We start from the raw sequence: 18524 nt of genomic DNA on the forward strand, positions 1-18524 counted from the left end.
CGGGCGCCACGTTCGTTGTCTTCGGATACCTGCTGGCTGCCCATGACGTCGTCGCTGGACTCGTCTTTGCCGACGCGCAGGCGGCGTTCTCGGCGACAGTACTTATCGTCGGCGGCGTGAACCTTCTCCGGGGATTTTGGACGCTCACCTCACACGCGATAGAGGGACTCGGCAGGCCGAGCGTGAGTTTCCGCACGAAACTCTACGGACTGCTCTTCAGCACCCCTGTCCCGGCGGTCTTCGGTGCGGAGTTCGGCGCGATGGCTGGCGCTGTCGGCTACGGTATAATGAATCTCGTCATTTTCGGCTACGTCAGCTACTACGCACGCGATGTCCTCGGCCGAATACCAGTTGATACACGGTTGGCTGCTCACCTCTTCGTCGGCCTGTTTTCGTCGTTCGTGTCGGCGACTGGGGTTGTCGCTGCTCTCCGCACGGTCGGCCTGCCATCGGTCGCTATCGCGATCACGGCCGCGGCCGCCTGCCTCGTCGGCTTCGCGGGCGTCATGCTGGCCATCTCACGGCCGACCCGCCGGGCAACCTACAGAGCGGTCGAGTTGTGTTTCGACCTCGTCCGCTCGACCCCCAAGTGAGCCGGTGTGTGTCCGGCACGTGGTGATCGAACGTCCCATACGGAGTCAATTCGATCATCTATGCTTGCCGGCTTTCCATGACAGGTCCGGCTCATCGGTATGCGTTCGTGAGTCCGGGCGCCCCGTCCGACGTACGACTTTTTTATACGACAGCGACTAGCGTTTAGTTGATGGGCAGTAGACAGTATCTTCCGGACGGATTTCGATCCCGGTACGCAATCAAGCTGTTAGCTGTCTCGCTGCTTATTATCGCGGTGATTGTCGCTGGCGGGACGGTGATCGCGTATCAGGTCTCCGATCGGGTAACTGAAGAGCAGTTGCGATCGATCGAGGCCAGTGCGGAACTTGAAGCCGAGAGTCTCGCTAGATGGCTCGAGGGTGAACAGGACTCGATCCGTCTTCTGTCCTCACACAACGGTATTAAACCGTCTAATCGAACGGTCACTGATGAAACACTTACGAGACAATTAAATCAGGCGCCGGACGAACTCGTCAGCCTCCACGTCGTCGAGCGTGCGACGGAACAGCCGTCGAACGGGACGACCGAGCAGATCGTTTCCAGCACTGACGATATTGAACAGGAGGAACTCGCTGCGACCAATATTGACTGGGGCGAAAACGCTGACGGCGAGGAAGTGCCGTTCCAGTTCGATAGCACCGAGGATATACTGGTTTCGTGGGTGTATCTAGATGGAGGAAACATGTCCGTGGCGATTGCCTCACCGACCCCTGATGGGGCCCACGTGTTGATCGGCGAGTATCGTCCGAGCGCCCGAATAACGAGAACGGCAGATGCGTTCGATGGGGCGAGCACCGTCGTACTTGGCGGCGTGAGTGCCTATGTGATGTTTGAAAAGAACAGACCGAACGAGTTCCGGCCATACAAGGGCGAGTCAACCGTCACCGATGTCGAATCTCAGATCGATGCCCGCGAGAACCAGTTTGCACCGATAAACGGCTCCGAGCTAGGCGAAAGGGAAGTCAGAGGGTATCACAGCGTTCCGAGCGACGGTATCAATTGGGTGGTTGTCAAAGAAGTTCCACGGTCAAGTGCGCTAGCAGTGACCGATCGGATTCAGCGCTATCTGATGGGGTTGATCGGGTTCGTGTTTGTCGGATTTTTGTTTCTTAGCGGGATGATCCATTACGGTCCGATCAGGTCGGTCAAAAGGCTGTCAACACAAGCGGATGCGATCGCGAGTGGCGACCTAACGGTCGAAATCGAGGCCGACGACCGGGGTGATGAGGTCGGGCAACTTCAGAGAAGCCTAACGAAGATACAATCGTATATCGAGACGATCACCGAGCAGGCCGAAAAGATCGCACGGCGAAGGTTCGACGACGAGGCGCTTGAGGAGAACATCCCCGGCCCCGTGGGCGAGGCGATGGTCGCAATGAGCAACGATCTCGAGCGGTTCATCGCCGAGAGTAAACACCGCGAGCAGCGCCTCGAAGTATTCAATCGGGTCCTCCGGCACAACCTCCGGAACCAGATCGACGTAATCAACAGCCATACGGAGCAGCTGGCCGAGCAAACAGACGGTGACCACGCCGAAGCGATCCTGTCGGCAACGGATCGGCTAGCGGAAACTGGCACGCGCGCGCGCCGGATTGATCGCCTCATGGCGCGTGATCTCGAACCGACGACAGTCGATCTCACAACGGTGCTCCCCGATTTGCTCGCGGACATCGAGTCCGAAGGGATCACCGTCGAGACGGATTTTCCGTCGACGGCCACGCTCCGAACCGATGAAGAAACACTCCGGGCAACGCTCGTGAGCCCGTTGGAAAACGCGATCAGATACGCCGACGCAATGGTTACGGTCTCTGTCGAGTCAACAGGAAGCGGCTACTGCGTCGTCATCACCGACGATGGGCCGGGTATTCCGGCAACCGAACTCGATTCACTGGCGGCTGGCACCGAAACCGACCTACAGCATAGCCGGGGACTCGGACTCTGGCAGCTCAAATGGGGCACCGATTCTCTCAACGGTGCGCTCACGTTTGAGAACGAGGAGGGAACGACGGTCCGGATTCGACTGCCAGATATCAGCGCGAATGATTCGGAAGCTGAGCCCCCATGATACGCTGTTGCTTACCCGGTTTTGCAGCACGAACGCACTCGCTTGCAGATCACGCAGCATCGTCGAAGGCTGCGCCAACCGGCCGTTAGCCCCCTCCGCCGAGAGATTCGCTCACCCGTTGGGATCGACAACCTCGCCGCACCCGGGACAGTCGGCCCAGATGCCACGGTCACCGTCCTCCGTCTCGTAGTCGATGAGCACGTGTACCCGACGTATTTCACGCCCACAGTTGGGACACGTGCCAAGGATAGCGTCGGGGTCGGTCATGAGAACTAGATTGGGCGGTTATACCGATTCACCGCCCGCGTGATAGTAAATCTTTGTCAGACATGCGGCAAACCGGCACTCAGGGCACGAGCAAACAGGTGGCACTGACTGCGGACGAATAGAGCGTGTGTGGGCTCACTTCTCTGCGTCCGCCGATGTTGGTGGAAGAGAAACCTACACAGAATCGGTATGTGTGTAGTATTTTCTGAGTGAAACGTCATCCGCTGGATTTATATTGCTAATATGTATTTTGTGTGGTATGTACGATCTGACCGGGTTTCAGCGAGACTTACTGTACGTCGTCGCCGGACTGGACGAGCCGCACGGCCTCGCCATCAAGGATGAACTCGAGGACTACTACGAGTCGGAGATCCACCACGGGCGTCTCTACCCAAACCTCGACACGCTGGTCGAGAAGGGCCTCGTCGAGAAAGGCGAACGGGACAAACGGACGAATTTCTACACGGCGACGCGGCGCGGCCAGCGTGAGATCGACGCCCGACGCGAGTGGGAACACCAGTACGTCGACGCGGCCGACGAGGGGTAACCCTACGCGGCCCCTCTGCCGGAGTCGAACGTAGACGAGGTGTGCGTCACGCTCCGATACACACTTATTGAGGAGAGCTATCACGAAACGGGTCGATACGCTCCCCAACTGAGTTGTCCAGGGGGGCTAAATTGAATACTGTCGAGGCCGCAGAAAGATCATCAATGACAGACAGTTCATTTAACGATACGCTTGATCGGGCACTACGAGGAAAGTACGTTCGCGTCCACACCGAGACCGGGGTGTTCGAAGGCTGGGTCGACCGCGTTCACGGCAACCGTGGGAGTGTCGTCCTACACGATGCGACGAACACGACAACCGACGAATCACTCGGGAGCGTGTTCATCCGCGTCTGCGAGGCTGTCGAGGTGTTGAAGCCCAGAAAACGCATCGAATTCGTGCCACTTGAAGAACTCTCCCCGTATCCTGAGTACGATATCGATTTCACACCCGAGGACGGCATAATCCGGCGGTGTTATCGAAATCAGTTCCCGGGCAGTTTTCCCGTCGTTCGGGAAAACGGGACGATCCTCGACGGTCACAAACGGGTCGCAGCGGCCGAGATCGCTGGGCTTGAGCGCCTGCCGGTCGAAGTGATTGCCGTTACTGACCAACAGGCGGCAGATCTGTTTCGTGTCGCGCATCGGGATGACGCCGAAACAGCAGATGCACCGGCCGAGTCCGATGAGGCCACGGCCGATGTGACTAACGACACGGAACGTGAGACAGAGGACACAGAAGCTATAGATGACACAGAAGACACAGAAAATACAGGAGGCACAGAAGACGAACGCAACGACGATTCGGGGGTTGTGTTCGGATATGATGTTTGATCGACCGTCTCTCGTGAGATCGGATGCGATGATGGAAGCCCGATCTCTCGTGCGCAGCAATACGGCTTGACGGCGCATTGATGCTACCCAACGCTCAGGCACAATGCGATCACGCCGACCGAAGGATACCGAACAAGGCGCTCAAGAGGGTTTCATTTCCCGAACAGCACCGTCGGGAACCGCTGGAGGACCTCCGACGGTTTCTCATATCGATGGAGGCTGGCCATACGCTCAGGTATCCTCATTTTTGATGAGTTCTACGTCGCCCGCTCACTCATCGGACGGCTGCTCCGTATCGAACTCGACGACGATCGATGCGCTCGTGGGGGCGTAGATGTCCATCTCCTTGGCCTTCGAGGAGTGTCGCTTCCCGGCGACCTCGACCAGGCCGACCTGCTGGAGTCGATCGAGGTGATAACAGACGTTTTGCAGCGAGGTTCCGGTCTCGGTAGCGATCTCCGAGGCGGCCTTCGGCGACTCGTGGAGGGTCATGACTATTTCGCGAGCGGCCTCGGTAGCGAGCACCTCCAGCGACATGCCGTCTTCCACGACGTTAATCGTTCGCTGACCGGTGTCGCGCTCGTCTGGAAGCTGCTCCGGCAACAGATCCTGCACTGACATGCTATGCACCCCCCATCGATCGGGACCCGGGGGCTCCGAGCAACTTGTGATCGGTACGTCGGCTATGCGAATCAGCGAGGGGGTGGATAGACGATCCAGCGGACATTGTTCATCTGAATATGAGTAACTCAACTATCCTGTAGTAGGGAGCTAGCTATCCAAATTTGTCTCTTTGGCCCGGCTAGTAGTATGGAGAAATCGGTTTTCACCTCGGCAGGCGGGCGATCTTCGACGTGTAGTTCCGCTCTAGTCGTGGCTGTGGTGGGTGCTTGTTGCTTGCAGTAGCGCCAGTCTCCGTCCGGCGGGGTAGATCTGCATCGATCCGGGACGGTGCTGTAGACTGTCGTCCCCGCATCCCGTCTAAGCGGTATCGCTCCGCCGAGCCCGCTGATACGTTACTGATGGGCACTTGGCTACGTCAGTAATTTTCAAACCGGTTTGATTCGAGCCAGAGACGCTTACCCGCTTGAGTTCGGCCCATTATCTCGGTACGACCTCCGTATCAGCGTCATTGAGGCGGAGCCTTGCTCTCACGTGGCGCCGGACTGTCGGCGGCGTCTAGGCGCGTGATCTAGATTCTTAGAAAGATAAAATAAGTCAGCGTGCGTGTAACCCAGTACGTATGATTGCCGTCCCGGTCGTCTACCATCTCTCGGCACCGTCCCACGCGGAAGCGTGCACCTGTGTCGCCGACACGACTGGCCGGTGACGAAGCATCGAGACTCATGAACGAGCGCGACAACACTCCCCGTGCCGACGCGAAGACGGTCCCGATAGAAACGCTACCGTATCCTGTCGCCCGGTACAGGGTGTCCGCCGATACGGTCGTGTTGGATTCGACAAACGAGCCGTTCGTGTCGGCGTTCGGCACGGGTGCGTCCGCACCGACGCTGCGAGCGTGGTGGCGGGAAAATGGGTTCAGAGCCGAGCAAGGCGGCGGCCCCGATGCCGTCTGCGAGGCACTCCTGGCCGGGAATCGAACTGATACGATGATCCGGACAGATAACGACGCTGACGACGGGTCGATGTACCGCCTCGGTGTAGTCCCGAACGGCGACCAGACTACCGGGACACTGACCCTGATCGAACGACAGCCGGACCCCGGTATGGGATCGATAGGCGATCACATCGCCAGTGCGATCAGCCACGACCTCCGCAACCCGCTTGACGTGGCCAAAGCACGGGCACGAGCGGCTCGGGAGACCGGTGACAGGGAGCACTTTGACCGCCTCGACCGTGCCCACGACCGCATGGAGCGAATCATCGGTGACGTCCTCACCCTAGCCCGACGGGACAAGGCCATAGACACGACCGCGAGCGTTGCCATCGCGGATGTCGCCAGGGACGCCTGGCAGGCCGTCGAGACGGGGGCGACGGAACTCACCGTCGCGCAGGACCTCCAGAAGACGGAGGCTGCCCCCGACCGCCTCCAGCGGCTCTTCGAGAACCTGTTCCGCAACGCCGTGGAACATGGTTCCACGAGCAGTCGGACGGAGTCCGACGACACTGTTGAGCGCGGGGCTCCGGGGACGCCGACGGCATCAAAAACCGGCGACGCTCCGGAACCCGGGCCTGACGGCGGGACGGCAGCGGATGCCCCGCCTCTTTCGATCCGGGTCGGACCGATGGCCGACGGGTTCTTTATTGCTGACGACGGGTGTGGCGTTCCGCCCGCAGAGCGCGAGCGTGTCTTCGAACCCGGATACACCGTCGCCGGTGATGGGACGGGACTCGGGTTGACCATCGTAAAGCGCATCGCGACGGCCCACGGGTGGACGGTCACCGTGGCCGAAAGCGATAGTGGCGGTGCTCGCTTCGAGGTTACCGGCCTTGCATAACCGGAGGTTCAAACCGTGGCCGTCGCAATCGGCAGGTACGAGTCGCAATGAGAATTTGATATGGACGAACAACTGACACACGCCCCGATGGGGGTCATTGAAGTAGCTGTAGATGGCGAGATCACGGCCGCCAACCCCGCTGCGGCCGACCTTCTCGACACCGACCCCGAAGCGCTCTCCGGACGGGAGGCCACGGAAGTGCTGCCACAATCAGCCGCGGGCACACTCCACGACGCGCTCGCCGCCGACCCGCCCGTCGAGCGATCGATCGAGGAGTACTACCCCACCATCGACAGTTGGCTCGCGACCGAGGTCACCGTCGTCGAGGACAGCACTATCCTGTATACACGAGATGTGACCGCCCGGCGCACCGACCAGCAGACTATCGACCGCCTCCGCCAGCGTCTCTCGCGCTTGGAATCGATCGACGCGTTAGTCGCGACGGTACTCCGGCGGGTCATCGATGCCTCGGCGCGCGAGGAGGTCTGGGAGACGGTCTGTCAACGCCTGGGGACGACAGACCTGTACGAGTTCGTCTGGATCGGCGAACGGGACCTCACCGACGATCGACTTCAACTGGTGGCTTCCGCGGGGGATGCTCCCGACGTTCTTGATGCGATCGACGCTGAACTGTCCGCGGACACCGCGCTCCCGGAACAGCACGCCGTTGAGACTGGGGCAACGCGTCTCGTGGAGACGATTCCGGAGGACGAAGAGATCCCGCGGGAGCTACGCGTCGCGGCGTTCAGCCGTGGACTCCAATCGGCGCTCGCAGTGCCACTAACATCGGACGATACTGTCTACGGCGTCATGGGCGTATACGCGACACGCAAATCGGGATTCAGCACGCAAGAACAAGCTACCCTGAACACGCTCGGGGCAGTGGCGGGGTTTGCGGTGAACGCAATCAAACAATCAGACCTCCTGTTTGCCGACACCGTGACGGAATTGCGTCTCGAGGTCCGTGACGGGGACCTCCCGCTCGTTGAAGCCAGTGCAGCCGTCGACCGGCCTCTCTCGCTGGCGGGTGCTGTCGCCAGGGACGACGATATCGTCGTGTGCTACCTGCGCACCGAAGGCGGCACTGATCAGTTGCTGCCGGTCGTGCAGGACCACTCGGCCGTCGCCGATGTCCGGCTCGTTGAGGACAGCGATACGACATCACTAATCGAGGTGACGCTGGCCGGGCCGACCCCGATCACAACGCTGGTCGACTGGGGGGCGACAGTTACCGATGCAACCTACAATGGTGAGACGGCCGACCTCGTCGCCGAACTCCCGCCGGACAGCGACGTCCGAGCCGCCGTCGAAGCGGTTGACAAGCGGTTCGAGGACACGAACTTACGGGCCCGGAGTGAACGCCCGCGGGAGCCGGAGACGATGGAGGCGTTCCAGCGCCAACTCGAAGAGTCACTCACCGAGAAACAGCGGCGCGTGCTCAGAGCCGCCCATCTCTCGGACTACTTCGAATCACCGCGGGGTAGTACATCCGAGGAGGTCGCGGAGGCGCTCGACATCTCTGGCCCCACCGTTCTGTATCACCTACGGAATGCGCAGCGGGAACTGTTGAACGCTTTCTTCGGCGGTGACGGCGCAACAACGCCGGACCGATGACAGCCGACGTGGCGCATGCCTGTGCCCGCCCGAACTCAGTATCCCTCGCGGTCGACGCCCGAAAACGTCTCCAGTAGGGTCTCCGCATCCGGAAGGAGCCGGCAGACCCGTTCGCGAAGCGCGTCAGTCCGAGCGTCGAGGGTGGTAAACTCGTCGTGATCCGCGAGGCGTTTCGGCGGCAACTCGGCGGCGATGACGGATCGCTTCGATTCCAACTCAAAGTATTCTCCGAGGAGTTCGTAAGCCAGTACCCGACATTGCTGGTCGACAGCCGCCCTGACGTCCTCACGTTCGACCGGCTTACAGAGGTAATCGTCAAACGGCAATTCCAGAAGATCCAACCCTGGGTCGATGGCTGTTATCATGAGTATCCGGGTACGCATATCGTATCCGCGTAGCTCCCTCAGAACCTCGTCGCCCGAAAGGTTCGGCATATGTCGATCCAACAGGATGACGTCAGGCGGCTCCGACGGGTCGACCGCCTCTAGTGCCTTCGTGCCGCTGTAGGCGATGGTCACCTCCGCAACCCCCTCCAACCGAAGTGCGTACGCATCGGCGACTTCCTTTTCATCGTCGACCATGAGGACCTGAGGTTGGTCGACGTGCATCCCGCCTGCCATTTGAGTACACTATCCCCTACAGCGTTTAATACCCGCGGTTTCTTATCAGTCACGCGAGAGGACTGACGGGCTTCACGCGACTGGTCTACAGGCGGAGGAGGCCGAGGCAGTTCACGGCATGCTGCTACGTGTCTTGCTTAATACAATCGCAGTCCCGGAACTCGCAACCGCATGCGACATGAGCTCGCTTCGATAGCGAACCGGGTTCGACGGCTGTTTTGCAAAAACTCTGACGCCCGATGGCGGGAATGCGCTGATTGCAACGCTCAAACGCCGATTTGAGCCTCAAACGGATTTTTTTCCAAACGGACGTATCGACACGTATGCAGCAACAACGCCAGAACACGACCAGGACGGCAGCCGCTGAGGAGGTACTCGGGCCGTCGGCAGTCAGGACGCGGTGTGAGCAGTTGTGCCTCCGGAACTACGACGAGAACCGATCCTATCGGGTTCGGCTCTCGGTATCCCGGCCGGACAGTTCTCCTCAGGACGGGGGCGCGGTGCGAAACAGTGGGGCGAGAACGGACGATAGTCAGTACGAATACGAGGCGACGTACGAACTCGCTCCCGGAGCGGTGACGACCGAAATGGAGATCGTCCCGGCCGGACGATATGACGTGAGCGTCGTGGGAGCGGCCGATCCGGCCGGAGGCGACGAGAGCGACAGGGGTACCAAGCCGGTCGAGGAGGCCACAACGTGTAACGTCGGCGACAAACCGCCGCAGACGATCGTCGTTGAGGTCGGCAACGGAATCGTATCGGTTACTGAAGGGATCATCGGCTGACATCAAGCACAGACACCGATTGAGGACTCACTTTTGCAATGGCCCGTGGCTGTGCGGATCGGCCGTCTCTATCACTACCCCGTGGGCCACGCCGTCTGAGGTGGCGGATTCACTTTCGCAGCCGCTGTCTCACTGATTGAACCTTCTTTTCGATCCGATGCCGTCGACGCAGCAATGCATCCACCAGCAACTGTCCCCCGATCATCAGAATAAATGTTAAAACCACGATACCAGTGAGGACGCCCAAGATGCTCCCTCTCGATGCAACGGCTAGTAAAAAGGCTGTCACGCAAATGAAAAGCGCGCCAAATACCCCGACACCCAGAACTGTCGATGACAGGTTCAAACGCTTATTAGTACGCATGGATACGCTCGTATGTAATTCAGTAGGATCGTAATAAAAGACGTATCGAACGCTCTAATCGGCGTTTGAGCCTTCGAATATGTTTTTATTTTCATCGCTGTAGAACCTATATGAGCATGCGGTGTTCCCGCCGTCGCGCCCTCCAACTCCTCGGGACGTCCGGAGCGGTTGCTGCAACCGCCGGATGCCTGAGTTCCGGTAGTCTCGAGGACTACGCGCTTATCGCAGGCGAACTGGACCTGTCGTCGATCGAGTCACTGGCGAGAACCGGACACCTGTGGCCCGATCCGACCGCTATCAGAGCGACCACTCGAGTCGACTTCACCGACGAAACAAAGACACGGTATGTCTCCGAACTGTTCGACACCGGTAGTGTGACGGCCCAACAGTGGCCGCTCGTGTGGCGAGTACCGTGGGGGAAAGGCACGGCGCCGCGCCCGACGTTCTTCCAGCGCGATGGCATTTTTTACGAAGCTGCGATAACCGACGAACAGTATCTCGAGCGTGAACGGTGGCACTTTGCGGTCGAACGGGTCGATGAGACACCGCCGGACGACGCGACGGTCGAACGAACACCAATCGATCTCTCGGCACAGGACGAACGAGTGATCGAGGCAGCACTCGACGCCGTCTATGCGGGGAATGATGGGTTTCTCGGTGAGCCTGAATTCGAGACACTACAGACCGTCGAGTATCATCAGGGGCTCGACGCAGACACCAGTGAACTCGTCCCTAACCCGCCGTTTGATTTCATTCAGCACGAACACAGCGAGGAACACTTTCGCCCCGTCACGGACCAACGGACGGTCCGTGTCCCGGAATGGACGTACACCGTCGATGAAGTTGCGGGCACCCCCGAGGAGTTCATGGAGTATGCGAGGGACGCGATCATAAAATATGATCTGACTGCAAACGATATCTCGGCAGCCGCTCGCGACGTGATGGACGATGTTATCAGCGAGGAAAACCGCCGCCGCTACGAAGAGGGTGCGCCGCCTTCCGAGGAACTCGCTGCCGTCTTGGAAGCGCTCGGCATCGCCGATGACCTCCAGCCAATAGACAGCTACGACGACCGGGTCGATTTCAAAAACGTGGTCGCCGAGTATCAAGACGCAGTGCATCAGTTTGGCCTAATTGTGACGCCTTGAGTTTCTCCCCGGTATAAGACGCGAGGTCTTCTCATCGCATTTCCGTCGTTGATGACGCCGCTTAACACTCGGCCACCGTAGAGAAAGAGTTTATAAATATCCCACAAGCAGGTTTGCAGATGATGAGGTACACGTAGTTCGATGATTGATCTCCCCTTCGCGGTACTCTTCAGCAGGCATCGGCTCCGTCGGGTTCGTCGGACGATCGGCCGTGAGGTGTCGGATTTCGCTGTCGATGTTGAGGCCGACCCCGAGCGGACAGCACTCGTTTCTACCCCGTTCAAATCGGTGGAGGATACCAGTACTCGCTTGGATCAACTGGAAACCATACTGCTCGAACAGTCCGACCGACGAGCGGTGTTTCTGACCATCTACACCGAAATGACTCGGGAGACAATCCGGGTTATCGAATCGGGTGCGTTTAATGATCCGGACTGGATGAAGCAGTATCTCGTTCGCTTTGCGGAGTATTACAGACGGGCATTCCATAACTACGAACGCGGCGCGCTGGCCGACGTGCCTGATCCGTGGATTGTAGCCTTCGGAACCGCGCTCCGCGGCGACGCACTCGTCATGCAGGACGCACTTTTGGGCATCAACGCCCACATCAACTACGACCTCGCGTTGGCGCTCTCGGAGATCGGGCTCGATCCGGATCGCCCCGAAAAGTACGCTGATCACACCCGCATCAACGAGATACTCTACCGGCTGGTGAGCGTCCAACAGGAACTACTGTCCCGGCAGTATGCCCCCGGCCTATCACGGGTTGGCGAACAACTCGGGCGGCTAGACGACATAGCCGCGGGCGTAGGCCTCCGGAGGGCCAGAGCGCATGCGTGGGAGGTAGCCGAGCTTCGATCCGATGTCGGGTGGTCCCCGATCGAACGGTACACTAGGTGGGTACTGAGCCGGACTGCGACGGGTGGGGCGTATCTCCTGCTCCAGCCAAAATTGAGTCCGGAGGCGATACAACTGCTTCGGGAGGTCGAACGCGGTGAGTTCGACCTCTTGTCCTACGCTCAAGCGTTCCACGACCGTGCCGGGACCGTTCGGTGAGTGAGTTGATCGGGGACAGCTCCCGATACAAACGAGAGCACGTTGCTGCATTCACCCCGTGCATTCAGTGTGAATAAGGAGCGCGTTCCGGCGTTCAGATCGTGAAACCGACACCGCCGGTACGGTCCGACGCAACACCTATTCTTCTCCCGCGCATACCACTTCTCGTGTCACAGACACGTGCTCCGGTTGATCCCGAACAGCTCGTCGATCGGCTACCGGCCCCACTAGGGGCGTGGAGTCGAACCGACGACACCGGCGGTATTGTTGAGTACCGAATCCCCGGCGACGATGGGGTCTGTGCAGCGGCGAAGCTAACCATCCGGCCCGACCTGCTCGGCGATCACGCCGTTCGACTCGACCGAAAGCAAGGATGTCAAAGCGTCGGAACCAGTCGGTTTGACGATATTACGACGGCCGTCGAGACGGTTGAAGCTGAACTCCGTGCGGCCGACTACTGACGGGACCGTTGTACAGACGCTCTATTACACCGACACGACGCGTATCGAGCGATTCCACGAATTGTCGGTGGCGTGCCCCCACAGGTCGAGACGGTCGCTGAGTGCTGTCGGTCCACATTGAGTGCCTCCTTTTATGTTTGCCTAAATTTATGTGAGCGGAACTGCGGTGAGACATTGAAAAAAGGTTGTTTCGAGTGTATTCGCCACCGTCGGCGACGCTCGGCCTTCCCGGTGGAGAGTCCCCACCGGTCGTCCCCTGTTCGTTGAGGATTGCCTCGCGGGCGGCTCTTCGTTTGCAGGGCAGTCGGTGCAAGGCCGTCGCATCCGGAGCGTGTCGACGGACGCTACGAACTCGTTTTCAGCCTCGGATGTTCTTATGCCTTCCCGGTGAGACGCATCGTGTATGTCCCTCCAACTTACGCGGACAGTCGCTGACGGTATCGGACGGGTGTTCACCCGAACGGGCGCGATCCTGCTCGCGGCCCTTCTGGCGATTCAACTCCTCGTGCAGGCGTCAGTCAACACCGCCTTCGTCGGGTTATTGCCATCCGAGGCGGCCGCCGAGGCCGAAAGCATGGTCGGTCTAACGCTACCCATCCCGGGTACCGTCGCCGCCGGCCTGTTCGTGTTTGGCATCCTGCTCAGCACCGTCTACTTCGTGACCCTTTCGCGGGCGCTAACCCGGCCACGGGACGCGCTGTCGACGTTTCCAGCCGAGTTGTACACGCGTCGGATCGGACGCGCAACGGTGTCGATGTTCGTCGGCGGAGTCGTGGTCAGCTTTTCGGTGACGCTCGGCCTGGCACTTTTGATCCTCCCCGGCGTGTTCCTCGCGGCGTGTTTCCTGTTTTTCATTTTCGCCGTCAGCGTCGAGGACCGCGGCGTCGTCGGCGCGCTCAAGCGGAGTTGGGCGCTCTCGCGGGGCAACCGCCTGAGACTCGCGGCGGTAGTGTTCTTTGCCGGCGCGATCGGTGCCGTCACCGGCGGCGCGGGATCGCTCCTCCAACTCGCCGGCACGCCGGTCGTCGCCGACCTCGTCTCCGTCGTGCTCAACAGCGTCCTGTTCGTCGTCCTCTACGGGATCATCGCCGCGGCGTACCTCCAAGTCGGGGGCGAACCCCGGAAGGAACACGGCCGATCGGGAACGACACACCCACTGGGCGGGGCGGGCACCCCCGACCGATAGCCCGGGGGCACTTCCCATCAGACATCTGATCGACCGCCTGAAACGGTTTGTAGGAGGACCACATAGCCTCGAGTATGTACGACGATATCTTGTTTCCGACGGACGGTAGCGACGGCGCGAACGCCGCCCAAGAGCACGCGATCGAACAGGCTCTGGCGCACGATGCGACACTGCATGTCCTCTACGTGATCGAGGACACGTTCCCGGCGGTCGAGGCCGACGCGCCCGATATGCTGGCTGAACTCGAACGTGAAGGCGAACGTAGCCTCGAGACCGCCCGGGCTCAGGCGAACGCCGCCGACGTCGAGTCGATCCGCGGGACGGTCGCCAGCGGGTCGCCGTACAGACAGATCCTGGCGTACGTCGACGAACACGACATCGATATGATCGTGATGGGAACGCACGGGCGACGTGGGATCGACCGGTACCTGCTCGGTAGCGTCGCGGAGAAGGTCGTCCGATCCGCGGACTGCCCCGTGGTCACGGTTCGCTCCGACGAGTAAGTGACCCCGTCGGGAGAGGCGGGGTGGCTCCGTCCCGAAAGAGTATGGGCGTCTCGCCCCTACGCGACGATATGGCTGCGTTCACCCTCTACGTGCAGTTACGCGAGGACGAGGCGCCAGATGACGTCGAGGACCTGCTCGGTCCGTTCGTTGCGGCGTACGACTCGGCCGAGTACGAGATCTCGACCGTTGACGACAACGATCAGGAGGGCGTCGTCGTGCCCGACAAGGCCCTCGCGATCGACGACGTCGACGCGTTTGCCGAGATCTTCCAGGAACTCAACGAGGATCCGGCCGTCCACGACCTGAGCCTGTGGGGACCAGGATCGTCGCGATTCCCCGTCCGGGCGTACCACCACGCACTCCGGAGCCTCTCAGACCCCGATCGCTATCAGTTCCACGCGCTCAACAATCGGGAGACGCTGGTCATCTGCGACACCCCGAGTGACCTCCAGCAGGCGAGAGAAGATATCGGGTCGGCCGGCCTCGTGACGGGCGGAAGTGCGAAGTTCTAGTTCGACCACTTCGGTTCGCGTCACGACGGTGGCAACGCTGACGCCACGGTCGCCCCGATCATTCCAATCAACGCTGTAGTATTTGTCGTACAAAAGCAACGAGCTTCGGTAACAAGGACCCCAGTATAGGGGTTCAAATCACATGCGTATCGCGCGATTGACATAAAACAGAGATGGTCGGTGTCGGCAAGCTCTGGCGGTGGGTGACACCCACCTAAACGTCGACTGATACTACTCCCAACTTGCCCACCAAAGTATCCAGTATTATTTCCGCCCCTGGTCTCCGCATCAAGAGTGAAAACGTCAGTATCCAGTGTAACCCGATTATGAAACACCGAAACCAATGACTGATTTCAGACCACCCGATAGCGCTCGACCAACACGCCGACTCTCCGGATGTATGACCCGGGCCGGCATCGGAGCAGGAGTGACGCTCGTGCTGAGTGTAGTTCCGGTCGGTGGGCTTGTTGCACCTGCGATCGGTGGCGGGGTAGCGAGCTGGATTGCTCGCGACACACGTTCAACCGGCAGTCGTATCGGTGCCACAGCCGGCGGCTTGGTCACGCTGCTGTTATTACCACTGGTTTTATTATGATCGCGATCGCGTCATCTATCTCACCTGCTGCAGCGGTCGGCGCGTTTGGGCTCACAGTTCTGACCGCTGTGTACGTGATCGGGAGTGCTGCCGTAGCCGGGGATCTTGCCGAGGACATCGCGCTGAATCGGAGATCTGAGACGGAACCCACCGAGGAGCCGCTTGCGCGATTGAAGCGGCGATACGTCGACGAGAAAATCGACAACGTGGAGTTTGAGCGCCGAGTTGAGACGTTAATTGAGGCTGGCCGCACGTGTGAACGCAACATCACACCGGACAGCAAGGATCCGTCCCAGTAAAAGGAATCACTGAGAGATCGCTAGCAGCCAGCCACCGTGCTATCGCGTGTCTTAGCTACAGACGAGTGCCGATGCTAGTCAGGCGGCAGATTCTCGAGAAGTGACAACAGGGGTCACGCTTCGGGCGTGACCTACAGCTCGAGGACGGCCCGGAACCGCGCCTCGTTCTCGATCATTCGTCCGTACGCCGTCTCGACCTCTTCGAGCGGGTACGCCTCTATTTCGGGCGTGATCTCCCGGAGCGAACTAAACTCCAGCGTGTCCTGGGAGTCCCGAGCGTCGCCGGAACCCCAGCCCTCGACCGATCCGGCGGTTCCAATGAGGTGTTGGGCGTTCACCGGAACATCCTCGCCGGGGACGCCGACGACGATCACCGAGCCGTCGATCCCGACCCCCTCGACGACCGACGCGATCGCGTCGCTCGAGGGCGCCGTCGCGAGGACGCCGTCCGCGCCACCGAGCGCTTGGAGCCGCTCCGCGGGGTTGGTTTCGGCCGCGTTCACGAAGTGGTCGGCCCCTAACTCCGCGGCGAGTGGCTCCTTGTCCGAACTCCGTGAGATAGCGACCGTCTCGTAGCCGGCGGCATGAGCGTACTGGATGCCGAGGTGGCCGAGCCCGCCGACACCTTGGACGGCGACGAGGTCGCCCGGCTGTAAGTCGGCGTTTCGGAGCGCGTTGTACGTCGTGACGCCAGCGCACAGCAGCGGCGCCGCATCGGCCGCCCGCAGATCCTCGGGGACCGCCGCGAGTGCTTCCGCAGGAACTGTCGTGAACTCGGCGTATCCCCCGTCGAACGTGAGCCCCGTGATCTCGGCGTGCTCGCAGTTGAGGAACTCACCGCGGCGACACGGTTCGCAGGTGAAACAGTGACCCCCGTGCCAACCGGCCCCGACGTAGTCGCCCGCCGACCAGCTTTCGACGTCCTCGCCGACCGAGTCGACGTAGCCGACGACCTCGTGGCCGGGGATTCGGGGGTAGCTGACACCCGGGTATCCACCCTCCTTGACGAAGACGTCGCTGTGACAGATGCCGCAGGCCTCGACCGCCACGCGGACCTCGTCCGGGGCTGGATCGGGGACCGACCTCTCGACGATTTCGAACTCGGCACCCGCTTCGTCGACGACCGCCGCGCGCATCGTTTCGGGCATACAACGACGGTCGCCTCTCAGGTCAAAAACCCCCTGCGTACCGGCAAGTCGCCCCGCCGGCGGGCCGGATGAAGTCGATCGGGGCTTGCCCCCGAGGCGGTTCAGCGTCGCCTTACTGCCCTCCGTTTGGGGGTGGGGGAACTGATTCTGGCACCCGTCGCCAACAAGAGTTTAGAGCGCACAGAAGCCCTGCTGAAGACGGCTTGGAATCTGCTATGAGAAGGGATGCTCGAGAAGCAGGAAGCGCGGTGTACTTTCGAGTGACTGTTTGGGTGCCTGAGATACGGTGGCCGTCAACGGACGGCTCCACGGCGAGATAGTGGCCCCGGACGAACGACTGCGACATCGTCCCGTATCAATGATCGAACGGCAGTCGGCTACGTCGATCTCTTCAGTGACGGCAACGGCTGGTATATACATCCTTTCGTAGAGGGCCGCAACAGCGCTGGGAGCCCCCTTTGCCGTGAGGCAGGTATCGATGCTCGGATCACTCAAGTGTTCATGGATCGTACCTATTCGCATGACTCGGACAGAAGACGACCGAGATATTCTTGAAGAACTAGCGAGCCTGCCGACGCTCGCGCATCCGACGGTAGCGCCCGACGGAACCAAGATCGCTTTTTATTACGACGTGACCGGCCGCAACCAGTTGCACGTACTAGATATCGAAACCGGTGAGCACGAGCCCTGGAGCGACGGAGAAGTGCCACGTAACGCCCGCTGGGGCGTGGAATGGGCCGCTGACGGCGACTCCGTGTATTTCCACCTCGACGAGGGGGGCAACGAGCAGAACGACGTGTATCGCCTCGCCCGGGGTGGCGACGCGGAGCCAGTCGTCGAGATGGAGCGTCAAGTAATCGTCCAAGACGTCGGCGAGGACGGTCAGACCCTGCTTGTGGGGTCGAACCGCGACGGCCAAATGAACGTTTTCCGTCACGACTGCGAGCGCGGAGAGACGACAAAGCTCACCGACTACGATCGCGCCGTGTGGGGATCACATCTCTCGCCCGACGGCGAACGGATCGCCTTCGGAACAAACGAGTCTGACGACTACGACAACCGCGACGTTTACGTTGCGAGCGCCGACGGCTCCGACGCTCGGAACCTCCAGATCGGCGAGACAGGAGCCGAGTCCGGCCCCGCTGACTGGCACCCGGAGGGCGGAACGTTGCTCATCACCGACAACAGCGAGGACCTCGGTCGCGCCGGCATCTACGACCTCGATGCGGACACCGTCGAGTGGTACGGCGACTTGTCCTTTGAGGAGTCGGCGGCATTCTTTCTTCCCGGTGGCGACCGCTTCATCGCTAACCGGAGCCGCGACGGCACTAGTGCTCTGTCAATCATAGATTGATAAGGCTGCACGACAACGCAGACGTATGGGAAAAAAGAAGTATACGGTTGATTTGTCGGAAGACGAGCGGGAGGAACTCGAGTCGTGTGTGTC

17 protein-coding genes and 2 pseudogenes are annotated in these 18524 nt (G+C 60.5%); 15 read left to right on the forward strand and 4 right to left on the reverse strand.

From position 1 onward, the window contains the following. Together ACI944_RS03660 and ACI944_RS03665 are read left to right on the forward strand one after the other, a co-directional pair. Positions 1-593: pseudogene (locus tag ACI944_RS03660) on the forward strand (transporter); the annotation flags it as partial. Between the two features lie 170 nt (positions 594-763). Continuing rightward, positions 764-2677: an ATP-binding protein gene (locus ACI944_RS03665; protein ID WP_411717718.1), complete on the forward strand. Its 1914-nt coding sequence runs from the start codon at positions 764-766 to the stop codon at positions 2675-2677. A 111-nt stretch (positions 2678-2788) separates the two neighbouring features. Here the strand turns inward: ACI944_RS03665 and ACI944_RS03670 are convergent, their stop codons facing one another. Next, positions 2789-2944, reverse strand: a complete 156-nt coding sequence (locus ACI944_RS03670) for a hypothetical protein (RefSeq protein WP_411717719.1) — start codon at positions 2942-2944, stop codon at positions 2789-2791. Between the two features lie 259 nt (positions 2945-3203). Here ACI944_RS03670 and ACI944_RS03675 point away from each other — a divergent pair, with 259 nt between their 5' ends. Further along, positions 3204-3491: a helix-turn-helix transcriptional regulator gene (locus ACI944_RS03675; protein WP_411717720.1), complete on the forward strand. Its 288-nt coding sequence runs from the start codon at positions 3204-3206 to the stop codon at positions 3489-3491. A 164-nt stretch (positions 3492-3655) separates the two neighbouring features. Beyond that, a complete protein-coding gene (locus ACI944_RS03680) occupies positions 3656-4324 on the forward strand; it encodes a ParB N-terminal domain-containing protein (RefSeq protein ID WP_411717721.1) in 669 nt (222 codons plus the stop codon). A gap of 270 nt (positions 4325-4594) precedes the next feature. Here the strand turns inward: ACI944_RS03680 and ACI944_RS03685 are convergent, their stop codons facing one another. Then, positions 4595-4945, reverse strand: coding sequence for an ArsR/SmtB family transcription factor (locus ACI944_RS03685; RefSeq protein WP_411717722.1), 351 nt, complete (start codon positions 4943-4945; stop codon positions 4595-4597). A gap of 725 nt (positions 4946-5670) precedes the next feature. On the opposite strand from ACI944_RS03685, the gene ACI944_RS03690 reads away from it, so the two are divergent. Further along, entirely contained in the window at positions 5671-6783 is a 1113-nt protein-coding gene (locus ACI944_RS03690) for a sensor histidine kinase (protein ID WP_411717723.1), read from the forward strand. Positions 6784-6843: 60 nt separating this feature from the next. After that, positions 6844-8397, forward strand: coding sequence for a bacterio-opsin activator domain-containing protein (locus ACI944_RS03695; protein ID WP_411717724.1), 1554 nt, complete (start codon positions 6844-6846; stop codon positions 8395-8397). Positions 8398-8432: 35 nt separating this feature from the next. Here ACI944_RS03695 and ACI944_RS03700 read toward each other — a convergent pair whose 3' ends face one another. Beyond that, complete coding sequence (locus ACI944_RS03700; protein WP_411717725.1) at positions 8433-9017, reverse strand: response regulator; 585 nt, start codon at positions 9015-9017, stop codon at positions 8433-8435. Positions 9018-9340: 323 nt separating this feature from the next. Between ACI944_RS03700 and ACI944_RS03705 the strand changes: the two genes are divergently transcribed. The 8 genes from ACI944_RS03705 (at position 9341) to ACI944_RS03740 (ending at position 15929) form a co-directional block, all read left to right on the forward strand. After that, positions 9341-9802: a hypothetical protein gene (locus ACI944_RS03705; RefSeq protein WP_411717726.1), complete on the forward strand. Its 462-nt coding sequence runs from the start codon at positions 9341-9343 to the stop codon at positions 9800-9802. Between the two features lie 480 nt (positions 9803-10282). Further along, positions 10283-11314, forward strand: a complete 1032-nt coding sequence (locus tag ACI944_RS03710) for a hypothetical protein (protein WP_411717733.1) — start codon at positions 10283-10285, stop codon at positions 11312-11314. A 141-nt stretch (positions 11315-11455) separates the two neighbouring features. Then, a complete protein-coding gene (locus ACI944_RS03715; protein ID WP_411717727.1) occupies positions 11456-12370 on the forward strand; it encodes a DUF5995 family protein in 915 nt (304 codons plus the stop codon). 167 nt (positions 12371-12537) lie between these two features. Further along, positions 12538-12831: a hypothetical protein gene (locus ACI944_RS03720; protein ID WP_411717728.1), complete on the forward strand. Its 294-nt coding sequence runs from the start codon at positions 12538-12540 to the stop codon at positions 12829-12831. Positions 12832-13234: 403 nt separating this feature from the next. After that, positions 13235-14017: a hypothetical protein gene (locus tag ACI944_RS03725; protein ID WP_411717729.1), complete on the forward strand. Its 783-nt coding sequence runs from the start codon at positions 13235-13237 to the stop codon at positions 14015-14017. A gap of 74 nt (positions 14018-14091) precedes the next feature. Further along, complete coding sequence (locus ACI944_RS03730) at positions 14092-14520, forward strand: universal stress protein (protein ID WP_411717730.1); 429 nt, start codon at positions 14092-14094, stop codon at positions 14518-14520. A 71-nt stretch (positions 14521-14591) separates the two neighbouring features. Continuing rightward, positions 14592-15035: a hypothetical protein gene (locus ACI944_RS03735; RefSeq protein ID WP_411717731.1), complete on the forward strand. Its 444-nt coding sequence runs from the start codon at positions 14592-14594 to the stop codon at positions 15033-15035. Between the two features lie 591 nt (positions 15036-15626). Next, the gene (locus ACI944_RS03740; RefSeq protein WP_411717732.1) at positions 15627-15929 is read left to right on the forward strand and encodes a hypothetical protein; all 303 of its coding nucleotides are present in this window, start codon (positions 15627-15629) and stop codon (positions 15927-15929) included. Between the two features lie 131 nt (positions 15930-16060). On the opposite strand, the gene ACI944_RS03745 is transcribed toward ACI944_RS03740, so the two are convergent. Continuing rightward, a complete protein-coding gene (locus tag ACI944_RS03745) occupies positions 16061-17065 on the reverse strand; it encodes an alcohol dehydrogenase (RefSeq protein WP_411717734.1) in 1005 nt (334 codons plus the stop codon). A gap of 532 nt (positions 17066-17597) precedes the next feature. Here ACI944_RS03745 and ACI944_RS03750 point away from each other — a divergent pair. Further along, positions 17598-18428 (forward strand): annotated as a pseudogene (locus tag ACI944_RS03750) (TolB family protein); the annotation flags it as partial. Between the last annotated feature and the right edge of the window lie 96 nt (positions 18429-18524).

The sequence above is a fragment of the Natronomonas sp. genome, assembly GCF_046710025.1.
In the GTDB taxonomy this organism is placed as follows: domain Archaea; phylum Halobacteriota; class Halobacteria; order Halobacteriales; family Haloarculaceae; genus Natronomonas.

Bases quoted from the DNA above. Each gene is read 5' to 3' on its own strand.
- ACI944_RS03665 (WP_411717718.1), top strand. From the start codon at position 764: ATGGGCAGTAGACAGTATCTTCCGGACGGATTTCGATCCCGGTACGCA.
- ACI944_RS03695 (WP_411717724.1), top strand. From the start codon at position 6,844: ATGGACGAACAACTGACACACGCCCCGATGGGGGTCATTGAAGTAGCT.
- ACI944_RS03685 (WP_411717722.1), bottom strand. From the start codon at position 4,945: ATGTCAGTGCAGGATCTGTTGCCGGAGCAGCTTCCAGACGAGCGCGAC.
- ACI944_RS03745 (WP_411717734.1), bottom strand. From the start codon at position 17,065: ATGCGCGCGGCGGTCGTCGACGAAGCGGGTGCCGAGTTCGAAATCGTC.
- ACI944_RS03730 (WP_411717730.1), top strand. From the start codon at position 14,092: ATGTACGACGATATCTTGTTTCCGACGGACGGTAGCGACGGCGCGAAC.
- ACI944_RS03735 (WP_411717731.1), top strand. From the start codon at position 14,592: ATGGCTGCGTTCACCCTCTACGTGCAGTTACGCGAGGACGAGGCGCCA.
- ACI944_RS03715 (WP_411717727.1), top strand. From the start codon at position 11,456: ATGATTGATCTCCCCTTCGCGGTACTCTTCAGCAGGCATCGGCTCCGT.
- ACI944_RS03725 (WP_411717729.1), top strand. From the start codon at position 13,235: ATGTCCCTCCAACTTACGCGGACAGTCGCTGACGGTATCGGACGGGTG.
- ACI944_RS03705 (WP_411717726.1), top strand. From the start codon at position 9,341: ATGCAGCAACAACGCCAGAACACGACCAGGACGGCAGCCGCTGAGGAG.
- ACI944_RS03700 (WP_411717725.1), bottom strand. From the start codon at position 9,017: ATGGCAGGCGGGATGCACGTCGACCAACCTCAGGTCCTCATGGTCGAC.
- ACI944_RS03670 (WP_411717719.1), bottom strand. From the start codon at position 2,944: ATGACCGACCCCGACGCTATCCTTGGCACGTGTCCCAACTGTGGGCGT.
- ACI944_RS03690 (WP_411717723.1), top strand. From the start codon at position 5,671: ATGAACGAGCGCGACAACACTCCCCGTGCCGACGCGAAGACGGTCCCG.
- ACI944_RS03675 (WP_411717720.1), top strand. From the start codon at position 3,204: ATGTACGATCTGACCGGGTTTCAGCGAGACTTACTGTACGTCGTCGCC.
- ACI944_RS03680 (WP_411717721.1), top strand. From the start codon at position 3,656: ATGACAGACAGTTCATTTAACGATACGCTTGATCGGGCACTACGAGGA.
- ACI944_RS03740 (WP_411717732.1), top strand. From the start codon at position 15,627: ATGATCGCGATCGCGTCATCTATCTCACCTGCTGCAGCGGTCGGCGCG.
- ACI944_RS03710 (WP_411717733.1), top strand. From the start codon at position 10,283: ATGCGGTGTTCCCGCCGTCGCGCCCTCCAACTCCTCGGGACGTCCGGA.